Annotated in this window: 9 protein-coding genes; 6 read left to right on the top strand and 3 right to left on the bottom strand. The window is 55.1% G+C overall.

The annotated features are described in order from the left end of the window. Window positions 1-57: 57 nt before the first annotated feature. Complete coding sequence (locus HGI30_RS21080; RefSeq protein WP_168909301.1) at window positions 58-2,007, bottom strand: TPR domain-containing glycosyltransferase; 1,950 nt, start codon at window positions 2,005-2,007, stop codon at window positions 58-60. 145 nt (window positions 2,008-2,152) lie between these two features. On the opposite strand from HGI30_RS21080, the gene HGI30_RS21075 reads away from it, so the two are divergent. Then, complete coding sequence (locus tag HGI30_RS21075; protein ID WP_168909300.1) at window positions 2,153-3,922, top strand: bifunctional glycosyltransferase family 2 protein/class I SAM-dependent methyltransferase; 1,770 nt, start codon at window positions 2,153-2,155, stop codon at window positions 3,920-3,922. Between the two features lie 64 nt (window positions 3,923-3,986). On the opposite strand, the gene HGI30_RS21070 is transcribed toward HGI30_RS21075, so the two are convergent. Beyond that, a complete protein-coding gene (locus HGI30_RS21070; RefSeq protein WP_168909299.1) occupies window positions 3,987-4,919 on the bottom strand; it encodes a hypothetical protein in 933 nt (310 codons plus the stop codon). 64 nt (window positions 4,920-4,983) lie between these two features. Then, the gene (locus HGI30_RS21065) at window positions 4,984-6,144 is read right to left on the bottom strand and encodes a glycosyltransferase family 4 protein (RefSeq protein ID WP_168909298.1); all 1,161 of its coding nucleotides are present in this window, start codon (window positions 6,142-6,144) and stop codon (window positions 4,984-4,986) included. Window positions 6,145-6,443: 299 nt separating this feature from the next. Between HGI30_RS21065 and HGI30_RS21060 the strand changes: the two genes are divergently transcribed. The 5 genes from HGI30_RS21060 (at window position 6,444) to HGI30_RS21040 (ending at window position 12,806) form a co-directional block, all read left to right on the top strand. Further along, a complete protein-coding gene (locus tag HGI30_RS21060; protein ID WP_028599014.1) occupies window positions 6,444-6,641 on the top strand; it encodes a cold-shock protein in 198 nt (65 codons plus the stop codon). Between the two features lie 291 nt (window positions 6,642-6,932). After that, entirely contained in the window at window positions 6,933-7,481 is a 549-nt protein-coding gene (gene hpf / locus HGI30_RS21055; protein ID WP_168909297.1) for a ribosome hibernation-promoting factor, HPF/YfiA family, read from the top strand. A gap of 243 nt (window positions 7,482-7,724) precedes the next feature. Further along, on the top strand, window positions 7,725-10,232 hold the full coding sequence (gene secA, locus HGI30_RS21050; RefSeq protein WP_168909296.1) for a preprotein translocase subunit SecA: 2,508 nt from the start codon (window positions 7,725-7,727) through the stop codon (window positions 10,230-10,232). A gap of 94 nt (window positions 10,233-10,326) precedes the next feature. After that, a protein-coding gene (gene prfB, locus HGI30_RS21045) for a peptide chain release factor 2 (RefSeq protein WP_168909295.1) occupies window positions 10,327-11,446 on the top strand; the annotation gives its coding sequence in 2 pieces (ribosomal slippage) (window positions 10,327-10,398 and window positions 10,400-11,446; 1,119 coding nt in all). Window positions 11,447-11,843: 397 nt separating this feature from the next. After that, window positions 11,844-12,806 carry a YitT family protein gene (locus tag HGI30_RS21040; RefSeq protein WP_206110113.1) on the top strand — a complete coding sequence of 321 codons (963 nt, stop codon included), beginning with the start codon at window positions 11,844-11,846 and terminating at the stop codon, window positions 12,804-12,806. Window positions 12,807-13,059: the final 253 nt, after the last annotated feature.

Genomic DNA, 13,059 nt, shown 5'->3' with positions numbered 1-13,059 from the left:
CAGCTCGGATTCGTCTCGTTTTGGTTCGAATGGGGGGAAATTCTTTGTTCCGCTTGCCTAAGCCAGAATTTTTCGAAACGGAGGCATTTTACGGGCTGCCGGCATTTGCCGAAGCAGCTTCTGCTGTATTTCGCGGTACTTCTCGTCCTTGGCGCTAGCTTGCAAATATTGGACGTACAGGTAAATGGAGTCCGGACTTTTTTCTATAGCAGCTTCCAAAAAAGCGAGGCCCTCTGCAGTGAAGCCTTGTTGAAGATGATACAGCGCCAAATGCTCCAAGTTTTTAGCTGATAAAGCTACGCCTTGATCCAGCAGCAAGGAATAATAATTCAAGGCGATGCCGGTTTGATGCTGCGCAAACATGAAATCAGCGACCTCGCTTAAAACAAAATCATGCGCATAACGCTGAATGAGAGCGTCGAAGCGCTCGTAGCGATGGTACTCGTAGCAGAGGCTCAGAACAGCCAAGGCTAGTTTTCTTTTTTCCGGAGCAAGCTCTTCGGGAGCGAGGCGGCCGCTCAGCATCGACTCGAGGAAGGTAAGCTTGTCCGGCGAATCTTCATCCGTACCCGCTGGATTCAGCTTCCAAGGAAGCTCAAACCCCCAGCTAGTGGATGCCAGTAGATGCAGCATGGCGGTCCGTTCATTCGGGAGCACTCCGTTCAAGCGGTCAAACACGCTTCGATAACCTTCCTCATCTTCGATTAGAAAGCAGTAGTCGAGCTGATCTTCCGAGCTTAGCATGAACGGATCGCTCAGATGTTCAAAAAAGTAGCGGCATAATTCGGTCTGCTTGTTGGAGAGAGATGCTCTGAATAAAATATATTGATGCTTGGTATTGTTCGGATCATAAAGCTTGCTCAAGAATGCCGCAATCTGCGTGGGTTGTTCCTCTCGTGCGAGAATCATGAGCAAGGAGCGAAGTGCATTGTAATCGTGAATGTCTTGAACGAGCAGCTGCGTCAAGTAATAGATGGCATCAGGCCAGCTTTTTTTCCATTCATAGATGGAATATAGCTTGCGCATTGGAATGGTCGATGCATATTCTGCGCTTTCAAGATAAAAGCGATGGGACTTTTCTGATTTTGCAGACGCTGTTGCGATCGCTTCTTTATAGGAGGCGGCGGCATCGTCAATAAATCCTAAATGATGGAAGATAGCAGCTTTGAAAAACATGTACTCCGGATATTCATTCCAAAGATAGAGGCGTTCCTCAAGCAATGCCCACGCATCCGTAAGCCTCTCCATCTGCAAATAAGCATGGATGAGCGAAATGACGCAATGCGGATACCAGGATGAGTTCAAAGCGTTTTTTTGCTTTTTCAATGAGCGCTCATAATAATAGATGGCTTTCGCAAAGTTTTTTGCGACAGCCGCTTCATTTCCGAGCGTGTAGTAGTCATAAGCGGAAAATCCGGACCGCTGCTTCAGTTCCTTAAACAATCCGGCATTGCGTTGAAGCTTGTCCTTTTCTTTTACCACTTCCTGCAAGTAGCCGGTATGGAAGATGGATACGGGCGCCAAAGCGGAAAGCAACTCACCATGAGGGGAACACAGCTGCTCATGAATGGGCCGTTCATACTGAATGCCAAAGCCGTTAGGGAAAAGCCTCGGAATCTCGCCGCTTGTCAGAACGGATTCCTCTTTGGATTTTCCGACAAAGTTGACGACGTTGATGGCATAAATAACAGTGGGAGAAGGCTTGGCTTGTTCTAAAAAGGAGCGAAGCTTGGTTGCATCGCCTGGTGCAAAATATTCATCCGCATCCAGGAAAAGAATCCATCTTCCATTCGCCCGGCGAATGGCTTCGTTGCGAGCTCGAGAAAAATCATTGACCCAGACGAAGTCATACACATGATCTGTATAAGAAAGAGCCAGTTGCTTGGTCCGGTCGGTTGAACCTGTATCGATGACAATGATTTCATCGACAGCATCTTTCAAACTGTCGAGGCAACGTTCGATGACCAGCTCTTCATTTTTGACAATCATGCAAAGGGATATGAGCATAGCAAGTCTCCTAAAGGCGTGTTGGTTTCTTTATTTATCGGATATCAATTGCCTTTTCGATAGGTCGATAAAAATTGGAATTATCTTTTGGCCAGATAATGCCGATATATAATTATCACAAGAGCCTGTTTGGGGGACGGAATTAATGAGCTGCAAAACGAGCATAGTCATCCTTACATACAATCAGCTGGACTACACCAAGCTTTGTTTAGAGAGCATACGAACCTATACGCCATCGGAGTCCTATGAACTGATTGTCGTTGATAATGCTTCGACGGACGGGACCCGGGAATGGCTCCAACAGCAGAAAGACCTCAAGCTGTTGCTGAATAATGACAATGTCGGTTTTCCAAAAGGATGCAATCAGGGCATAGAAATGTCCGAATCCGATACGGATATCCTTTTGTTGAATAATGACACCATCGTGACGGAAGGATGGCTTGAGCGACTGCAGGCGCAGCTTCATTCCGTTCCAGAGATCGGGGCCGTAGGGCCAATCACCAACAATGCTGCCTATTATCAGACGGTTCCTGTTCCTTATCAAACTCTTGACGAGATGCAGGCCTTTTCTGCAGAGCTCGCACGGAAAAATGAGGGGGCAGAACGGCGGCTGAAGCTGATCGGCTTCTGCATGCTTATCAAGCGCAAGGCGCTGCTTGAAACGGGATTGTTGGATGAGCAGTTCAGTCCTGGCAATTATGAGGATGACGACTACTCGATGAGGCTGACGATGAGCGGATATCAGCTTTGGCTTTGCCGCAACACCTTTATCCACCACTTCGGAGGGACATCGTTTGGGCAGAAGCCCCAAGCCTATTACGATTTAATGAAAAGGAACGAGAAGCTGTTTGAGGGAAAGTGGGGGTTCAATCCGGCTTATTCCTGCTACATCCGGCACGAGATCATTTCGACCATACAAGCTCATCCGGATGCTCGAATTCGTGTGCTAGAGGTCGGATGTGCTTGCGGAGGCACGCTGCTGAATATCAAGCATCTATTCAAGAACGCCGAGCTTCATGGAATCGAGCTTAACGAGCATTCCGCAAAAATCGCCGCTACGTTTGCACAAGTCAGGGCGGATAATATCGAACAGCAGATGAGCTATGACGAAGGTTATTTTGATTACATCATATTCGCTGATGTTCTGGAACACTTGATCGATCCATGGTTGGTCGTACGCAATATGAAGCGGTATCTGAAGCCGAGAGGGCAGATGCTGGTCAGCTTGCCGAACGTCATGCATATTTCCATCTTGCAAGACTTGTTGAACGGCAAGTGGGAGTATGCAGACGCCGGCTTGCTTGACCGCACTCACATGAGGTTTTTCACCAAGCAGCAGTTGGTCGAGATGTTCAACGATGCCGGATTCAGCCAAGTTGACCTAGGCTCCTCCCGCATTCCTTTGAGCATAGAGCAGCAAGGCTTGCTGGATCGCTTGAGCACCCTGTCCCGTCTATCGGATTTCTCCGACCAAGCGTCCACTTATCAATACATTGTTCGTTTGCGTCAGCAGGCTCCTGTCCAAGAAGTCGATTTGTTGGCACAGCTGCTTGCGGCTCAAGGCAGTTCAAAAGCCATTGTGCAGGAACTAGCCTCTCTTGTAAAAGACGATTCCGAGTTGTTTCAATATGCTATAGCTTCGCTGAGCAACTACGGCAAAGCTATGATTCCAATCTTGAATTCCCTTTGCGATACGTTCATTGAATGGAATGACCTTGAGAAAATTATTCCCTTGCTGCAGCAAGCTCTTGTACTGGATCCGCAGCATCAGTTGACTGTATTCAACTTAGGCGCTTTTTTGTACCATCTCGGAGAGCATCGGCTGGCTTTGACCTATCTCAACCAGCTTAAGCATCGAGATGAGGCGATAGAGTCCCTTATTCAAGATGCGGAACAACGTTTGATTCTTAGTTAAACATATCCCATCCATAGAAATCATAGAGAAAAGGCTTCGTCTTCAAGACGAAGCCCCTTTTCATTTAGATGGAGAGACATGCTTTCCAAGTGGAGAATTGTTCCAAGACCCTAGCAAGGAAAAAGGCTTCATCGGACTCCATGGCAATTGCTACTGCCAGATCAAGCAGCGAATGGGTTAGATCGTTTGCTTGATTTTTCAAGTCCAAATCGTAAAACAAGGGACGTGACAGTGATAGATGCCGTTCCATTTCTCGCGCGGCATAGATAGCGTTGCTAAGAAACGGTTGATAGTCGCTAGATCGCTCGGAACAGAACGGAGCGGCAAAAAGAGCCTGCATTTTCTGTTCCAATTCATGCTGCAATAGGTTTAATTCATGAATATAAGGGGGAGCGAAAAAATCAGGGCAGACAAGGTTCTTCGTGTACGACCATACAAAGCTTTCTTCTCCCAGCTGGAAGATTTCGCAGGCTCCGTCGTGCTCTAATTCCTTTATATCAATGGAACAGCGCCCCGAACCGAAGGCTGCCAGCTGACCGCCTGGACGAAGCAGACGTTTGCAAGATGCTATCAAGTTGCCTTCGCCGCTGAGCTGTGTTAATTCAATATCGATGAGAATAAACGAAAAAGTCTTCTCGGACAACAGGGCTAGATCATGCAGATCTTGTCCCCGGATGAAGGCGCCGGCAGCTGTCGCCGATACGGTAGAAGAGGGCAAACGAAAAGTGACGTACCGATGCTGAGCATTGAAGCTATGAAGGATGCTGGAAAAGAAGGACAGGTTCGTTCCAGATTCTATATTTAGAACGGTGATCGGGTCTGGGGATGCAGACAGCTGTCGATACAGGCAGCCTAACAAGAGTACCATTTGCGCCTGGAAAGCTTCCGGTGCTTTCAGACCATAGATAGAGTTGATGATAGCTAGAAAGTTCTCCGCCTGTCGTTGAACGGAAATGGCGGACCAGTTCTGGAGAGGATCAAGGAAACGATGGATCAACCGATCCTCAAACCACAGCTCGCAGTTCTTCAGTTCAAATATTTCTCCATATAAACGGAGTCTTTTAATCTCTTTGATGGTTAACGGCCCCCTTGGAGATTGTCAGCAGAAGGTTCATCTTACGAACGATTTTTTTATAATCAAAATAGCGTTCCTGATAGCGCTGGATATCGGCGCAACCTTTGGAAAGGCGATGCTCGTCCCGACAGACGTCCAGCATCGCCAGGGCGAGCTCGGCCGCGTTTCCGACTTCGAAGCTTCTTCCGCAAGTCCCTTTATTCGTAGCCTCGTCGACAGCGTCGATTTCACTGCAGAGGACATAGCACCCGTTGCGGGCGGCCTCGGCCCACACATTCGGCGTACCGCCTTCCATCAGGGAGGAGATGACGAACACTTTGGCTCGCGCGTATTCCGCTTCGAGAATAGCTTTATCCAGAATCTTTCCGGTAAAGGTGACCCGCTCTCGAAGCTCGGGATGCAACTCAAAGTACCGTTCTCGATAAGGCTCGAAAGAAGCCTCCCAGCTTCCGACCAGCCGGAGCTTCCAGTCAGGTAGCAGACGGGCGGCCTGAGCGAAGGCTTCCAACAGGAGCGGAGTTGCTTTCTGAGCGGTTCCTAGCCGGCCTACCGTCAGAATGACGTTCTCCTTGTCTTGAAAACGGACTTTCTTAGAGGAGAGAGAATCGGCTTTAAAAGAGCCGTTAGGAACATAGTCAATGATATAGGGCCATTTTTTTGAAAGATATCGTTTCAATGTCTTGGATTCCACGGTAATCAAATCACAGCGGCTGAAAAATGCCTGGTGATCCGGTTGATGGAAAGGTATCTGGTCCATCCAGGTGGAATTGGCATCCAGTTTCAGAATGACTTTGCCGTCAGGACGAAGCTTCTTGTACTGGTCAATCATGCTGAAGTAAGAGGTATACGGGCCGAAGCAAAAGAAGAAGTCAATTTTATGGGCATGTGCCGAGATATAGTTGATGCAAGCGGCGACCCACTCTTCCAGCACGTATGGATTGTTGTAATCCCCAGATTGGCCAATAAAATCAATCTGCAGGCCAGGCAGGAGCCCATGGTAGGTCAATTCTTCTCCAGGTGCAGTAACGATTACGGCTTCCCAGCCGAGCTCGGTGTGGAAAGTGTAGGGAATAAGACAGCAGTCTTTCATGAGATGCTCGTTCGTATAGGAGACATGAGGGCAAAAATTGTAGATGCCTTGAGTCACAGGGGCGTTTCCCTCCAATTCTGAAAGCCGATAGTAACGAAGCCGTGATCTTTAACTAGCTATCGACAAAACGCTGTAAATACTTAATGTTCTTCTATGGTTTGTTCAGCATATCCCTATGATCTGAAACATGACAGCATTTTACTCAAATCGACATAAGATACGACCATCATTTATGAGTGGAATGAATCCGCTTCCATGTCATGTTGACAACTGTTTGATCCCGGTGCTATAGTCAAAATGTGGGCCATGCACCTGTCGGCGTCTCACAGCATTTGAAGATGAAGGGAATGTTCTGAATGCAAGGTAAAGTGAAATGGTTCAACGCAGAAAAAGGCTATGGCTTCATTGAGACGGAGCAAGGCGGCGACGTATTCGTACACTTCTCCGCTATCCAATCCGAGGGCTTCAAAACCCTGGAAGAAGGCCAATCCGTCGAGTTCGACATCGTAGAAGGCGCTCGCGGTCCACAAGCAGCCAACGTCGTCAAACTGTAATCATCCGGCCGCTCGGCCACGCATAGATGATTCGACTGACCAAACCCTTACGGGGTCCTGCGAAGGACCTCTTTTTTTGCGTCTTCGCCTGCTCGCCGACAGACTGCTCCGAGCCGCCTCGAAGCGGCATGTCAGACGACGAGGCGTGACGAAGCGCACATCCGGCCAATGGGACAACAAGAAATCGCCTTCCGCCTCTATTAATCTGAAAATTCGAAATACACAAATTAGTCTTTTGATTCGAAAACGGTCCTCGTGGTATACTAAAACCATGTAAAGGAGGAGTGCTTCATGAAATACAACATTCGAGGTCAGAACGTTCCTGTGACGGATGCCATGAGGGATTACGTCGAGAAGAAGTTGAACCGCCTGGATAAGTATTTTGATGCCCCCCCTGCCGCTGATACCAGCGTGACGATGACCGTCCACAAAGGACGCCACGGCATCGAGGTGACGATCCCGCTCCCGGGCGTGCTCCTGAGAGCCGAGGAGAAGAGTCCCGACATGTACGCTTCGGTCGATGCCGTCGTCGACAAGCTGGAACGTCAGATCCGGAAGCATAAGACCAAAGTCAACCGCAAATTCCGCCAGGCTGAGAGCATCAAGACGCTGTTCCGCGAGGACGACACCGCCTCTGTCGCCGTGCAGGAGCCGGAAGAGGACCTTGAAGTGGTACGGATGAAGCGCTTCAAGCTCAAGCCGATGGATGTGGAGGAAGCGATCCTCCAGATGGACATGGTCGGCCACAGCTTCTTTGTCTTCCATAATAGCGAGACCAAGGAAGTCAACGTCGTCTACCGACGCGACGACGGCCGCTACGGCCTGATCGAGCAGGAGTAGCGGCAGCGCGCCCGACGGCTTGCGATCTGCAGCGCCCTCTCCCTTTCCGGGAGGGGGCTTTTTAATAGGTAAGGAAAGTGGCGGAAAGGCGCTGAGGCGGCGTCCGCCGCCGGCGCTGCTCGTCGGGACAACACTTTCCGGACGGACGACGTATATAATGCTGGAAAAGCCTCCAGTCTGATTGCGGCAGCATCGGACAACTGTTAAAATTAAGGCAAAGTGGTCTCACGAAAGGGGAAAACCATGCTCGGACTGGTGAAGAAGATATTCGGCGACGCGAATGAGCGGGAAGTCAAGCGGCTCATGCGCAACGTCGAAGTCATAAATGAAATGGAGCCGCAGTTCGTTGCTCTCACGGATGAGCAGCTGTCGGCCAAGACGCAGGAGTTCCGCGCCCGGCTCGAGAAGGGCGAGGAGCTGGACGACCTGCTGCCCGAGGCCTATGCGACGGTGCGCGAGGCGGGCAAGCGCGTGCTCGGCATGCGCCATTTCGACGTGCAGCTGATCGGGGGCATGGCGCTGCACGAGGGCAAGATCGCCGAGATGAAGACGGGCGAGGGCAAGACGCTCGTCGGCACGCTTCCGGTGTATCTGAACGCCCTGCTCGGCAAAGGCGTCCATGTCGTCACGGTCAACGATTATCTGGCCCAGCGCGATAGCAGCATCATGCGTCCTCTTTATGAATTCCTCGGCATGACCGTCGGCTGCAACCTGAACTCGCTCTCCCATGAGCAGAAGCAGGAAGCCTACGCATGCGATATTACGTACGGCACGAACAACGAGTTCGGCTTCGACTATCTGCGCGACAACATGGTCCTCTACAAAGAGCAGATGGTGCAGAAGCCGCTCCACTTCGCCATCATCGATGAAGTGGACTCCATCCTGATCGACGAGGCCCGCACGCCGCTCATCATCTCCGGCCAGGCCGCCAAGTCGACCGAGCTGTACCATGCGGCGGACAAGTTCGTCTCCCGCCTCAAGATCGAGGAGGACTACACGGTCGACATCAAGCTGCGCAGCGTGATGATGACGGAGTCCGGCGTCGAGAAGGCGGAGCGGGCGTTCGGCATCGAGAACCTGTTCGACCATGCCAACGTCACGCTCAACCACCATATCCAGCAGGCGCTCAAAGCCCGCGCGATCATGAAGCGCGACGTCGACTATGTCGTCCAGGAGGACGAGGTGCTGATCGTCGACGAATTCACCGGCCGCATCATGTCGGGCCGCCGCTACAGCGACGGCCTGCATCAGGCCATCGAAGCCAAGGAGAACCTGAAGGTGCAGAACGAGAGCATGACGCTCGCGACGATCACCTTCCAGAACTACTTCCGCATGTACCGCAAGCTCGCGGGCATGACCGGTACGGCCAAGACGGAGGAAGAAGAGTTCAAGAAGATCTACGGCCTCGAGGTGCTGCAGGTGCCGACGAACCGGACGATGATCCGCCAGGATACGCAGGACGTCGTCTACAAGACCGAGAACGGCAAGTTCAAGGCCGTCGTCGAGGAGATCGTCGAGCGCCACAAGAAGAACCAGCCCGTGCTGGTCGGCACCGTGTCGATCGAGAATTCCGAGAAGCTCTCCGAGCTGCTCAAGAAGCGCGGCATCCAGCACAAGGTGCTGAACGCCAAGTACCACGCCGAGGAAGCCGAGATCATCTCGCGCGCCGGACAAGCCGGCTCCGTGACGATCGCGACCAACATGGCGGGCCGCGGCACCGACATCCTGCTCGGCGAAGGCGTGCATGATGCCGGCGGCCTGCATATCATCGGCACCGAGCGCCATGAGAGCCGCCGCATCGACAACCAGCTGCGCGGCCGCGCCGGCCGCCAGGGCGATCCGGGCTCGTCCCAGTTCTACCTGTCGCTCGAGGACGAGCTGATGCGCCGTTTCGGCGCGGAGAACATCATGGGCATGATGGAGAAGCTCGGCTTCGAGGAAGACCAGCCGATCGAGAGCCGCCTCATCACCAAGGCGATCGAGTCCGCGCAGAAGCGCGTCGAGGGCAACAACTTCGACACGCGCAAGGTCGTCCTCCAGTACGACGACGTCATGAACCAGCAGCGCGAGATCATCTACAAGCAGCGCCGCGAGGTGCTGTTCAGCGACAACATCCGCGCCATCGTCATGGAGATGATCCAGCCGGTCATCCAGCGCATCGTCGACGCGCATTGCCCGAAGGAGCAGGTGCCGGAGGAGTGGGACCTGCAGGCGGTCGTCGACTACGTGCACGGCAACCTGCTGCCGGAGGGCTCCATCTCCAAGGAAGACCTGTGGGGCAAGGAGCCGGAGGAGATGGCCGAGTTCCTGTTCGCCAAAGTCACGGCTTTGTATGACGAGCGCGAGGCGGCCATGGGCGAGGAGACGATGCGCGAGTTCGAGAAGGTCGTCGTGCTGCGCGCCGTCGACAGCAAATGGATGGACCACATCGACGCGATGGATCAGCTCCGCCAAGGCATCCACCTGCGCGCGTACGGCGGCACGGATCCGCTGCGCGAGTACCAGTTCGAGGGCTTCGAGATGTTCCGCGAGATGATCGAGACGATCCAGGAGGAAATCTCCCGCTACATCATGAAGGCTCAGGTCGAGCAGAACCTGGAGCGTCAAGAGGTCGCCAAAGGCCAAGTGGAGGTAGGCGGCAGCAGCGAGGGGCGCGAGGCGCGTCCGGCCAAGCGCGAGGAGCGCGTCGGCCGCAACGATCCTTGTCCTTGCGGCAGCGGCAAGAAGTACAAGCTGTGCCACGGCAAATAAGCATCGCATCGCATGAAGGGCCGGGAGGGAGGCGCTCCGCCTGCTCGACCGGCTTCCTTCGTGAATTTATGAAAATTTGAGGTGAAGCATTGTCATGATCGACGTAACGGTTAAGCAAGACCTGCGCGAGGCGGCAAAGCGGCTCCAAGATCTCAGGGGGTCTCTTTGACTTAGATCTCAAACAGGAGATCATAGCCAATTTCGAAGAGAAGATGACGGCGCCGGATTTCTGGGACGACAATGAGAAGGCTCAAAAGGTCATCGCGGAGCTGAACGCCGTGAAGTCCGTCGTCGAGCAGTATGAAAAGCTGAGCACGCAGCGCGAGGACCTCGACACCTTGCTGGAGCTGGCCGCCGAGGAGGACGACGGCTCCCTCGACGGCGAGCTGACGGAAGGCGTCGCCGACCTGATGGGCAAGATCGGCGATTTCGAGCTGACGCTGCTGCTCAACCAGCCGTACGACAAGCTGGACGCGATCCTGGAGCTTCATCCCGGCGCGGGCGGCACGGAGTCGCAGGACTGGGGCCAGATGCTGTACCGGATGTACACGCGTTGGGCGGAGAAGCACGGCTACAAGGTCGAGGTGCTCGACTACCTGCCGGGCGACGAAGCCGGCCTCAAGAGCGTTACGATCAGCATCAAGGGTCATAACGCCTACGGCTACCTCAAGGCGGAGAAAGGCGTGCACCGCCTCGTGCGCATCTCGCCGTTCGACGCTTCCGGCCGCCGCCACACGTCGTTCGTCTCCTGCGACATCATGCCGGAGATCGACGACGACATCGAGATCGAGATCCGTCCGGAAGACCTCAAGGTCGATACGTACCGCTCGAGCGGCGCGGGCGGCCAGCACGTCAACAAGACGGAGTCGGCGATCCGGATCACGCACATGCCGTCGGGCATCGTCGTCGCTTGCCAGACGGAGCGCTCGCAGATCCAGAACCGCGACCGCGCGATGAAGATGCTCCGCTCCAAGCTGTACGAGCGCAAGATCGAGGAACAGCAGAAGCATCTGGCCGAGATTCGCGGCGAGCAGTCCGACATCGCCTGGGGCAGCCAGATCCGTTCGTACGTGTTCCACCCGTACAGCATGGTCAAGGACCATCGCACGTCGGTGGAGACGGGCAACGTCGGCGCCGTGATGGACGGCGACCTGGATGCGTTCATCAACGGCTATCTGCGCCATCAGATCAAGCAGAAGCCCGAAGAGGGGTAGCTGGTCGGCGCGACCGAATAAAAGAGGAAAAGAGTTCCGACACTTGAATCAAGTGGGGAACTCTTTTTCGCGCGGAAGGAAAAGGTGATGCGCGGTGTCGCGGCAGAGCGGCGGGCGCATGGACCATAGGAAGGGGAAGACAGCGGTGGAAGAGCAGGAGCAAGGTGGATCCCATCCATTGAAAGGAAGGAAGCGGGACGGGCCGCGTCCGGAGCAGGAAAGAACGAATGCGGCAAGAACGGCCGGAACGGACCCTAGGGACGGCGGCAAGCCGTTCGATAGGGCGGCGGGTGAGGCCGATCCCGAGCTGCTGCGCGCCGCCCGAACGGCGGAGCGCGGCCGGGAGCGGGCCGAGCCGGCTGAAATGCATGCGGGCATGGAGGCGCCGGCCGCACGGATGGAGCAGGCGAAGCCGGAAGCAGGCGGGACGGGCCGCACGGCCGCCCCATCCGTCCCGGAGTCCCTCGGCTCTCGTGAGCCGGGACGGCCCCGAGCGCGCAAGCCGCGCAAGCCCAAAAAGCCGCTGCTCGACCAGCGGCTCTCGAACCTGCTGTCGCTGCTCGCGGGCGCGCTCGTCATCGCGGCGAGCTTCAACTGCTTCCTGCTGCCGAACGGCATCGCCTCGGGCGGCATCAGCGGCGTATCCGTGCTGCTGCAGCACCTGTACGGCTTCACGCCGGCCTACGTGCAGTGGGCGCTCAACATCCCGCTGTTCCTGGCGGGCATGGCGCTGCTCGGCCGCCGGTTCGCGCTGCAGACGCTCGTCGGCTCGGCGGTGCTGCCGCTGTTCGTCCTGCTGACGGCCCACTGGGGCGCGCCGACGGACAATCCGCTGCTCGCCTCGATCTACGGGGGGATCGGCGTCGGGATCGGCTTAGGCCTCGTGTTCCGCGGCCGCGGCTCGACCGGCGGCACCGACCTCGCCGCGCAGATCCTGCACCGCTACACGGGACTGCCGCTCGGGCTGTCCGTCGCTTGCATGGACGGCCTCGTCATCGCGGCCGCAGGCCTCTTCCTCTCCCCGGAAAAGGCGCTCTATGCGCTCATCGGCCTGTTCGTGACGAGCAAGACGATCGACATCGTGCAGACCGGCCTCGCCTTGTCCAAGGTGGCTTTCATCATCAGCGCGCGCTCGGAGGAGCTGGCGGATGCGGTGCTGCATGACCTGGACCGCGGCCTGACGCGCCTCGATGCCCATGGCGGCTTCACCGGCGACGCCCGCACGGTGCTGATGGTCGTCGTCAGCCAGAACGAAGTGCCAGAGCTCAAGCGGCTCGTGCAGCAGGTCGATCCGAACGCTTTCGTCATCATCAGCCATACGGCCGAGGTCATCGGCCAAGGCTTCAAGCTGGAGGGCTGACGCTCGCCTCCGCTTGAGCCGTCCTGTCGATCGAGGCCTCCTGCCGGAGCCACTCTCCGACCAGGGCGGCTTTTTTTGCATTCTGCCCGCTTCGTACTGCGCATCAGCTTGCCCTCGCTTCCGGCTGTTCCTCCCGTCATTCCAGACCTCCTTTCCGCCATCCCCCTCTGCCTTTCTGGCCTTTGGTTCCGGTCTGCCCGTCTTTTCCCATTCCGCTCGAGCGCTTGGGGCTCGTCTCCCGAGTTTAAGAAAG

Source organism: Paenibacillus albicereus, from assembly GCF_012676905.1.
In the GTDB taxonomy this organism is placed as follows: Bacteria; Bacillota; Bacilli; order Paenibacillales; family Paenibacillaceae; genus Paenibacillus_O; species Paenibacillus_O albicereus.
The sequence above is the reverse complement of the archived record's forward strand: the minus strand, read 5'-3'. Positions and strand labels throughout refer to the sequence as shown.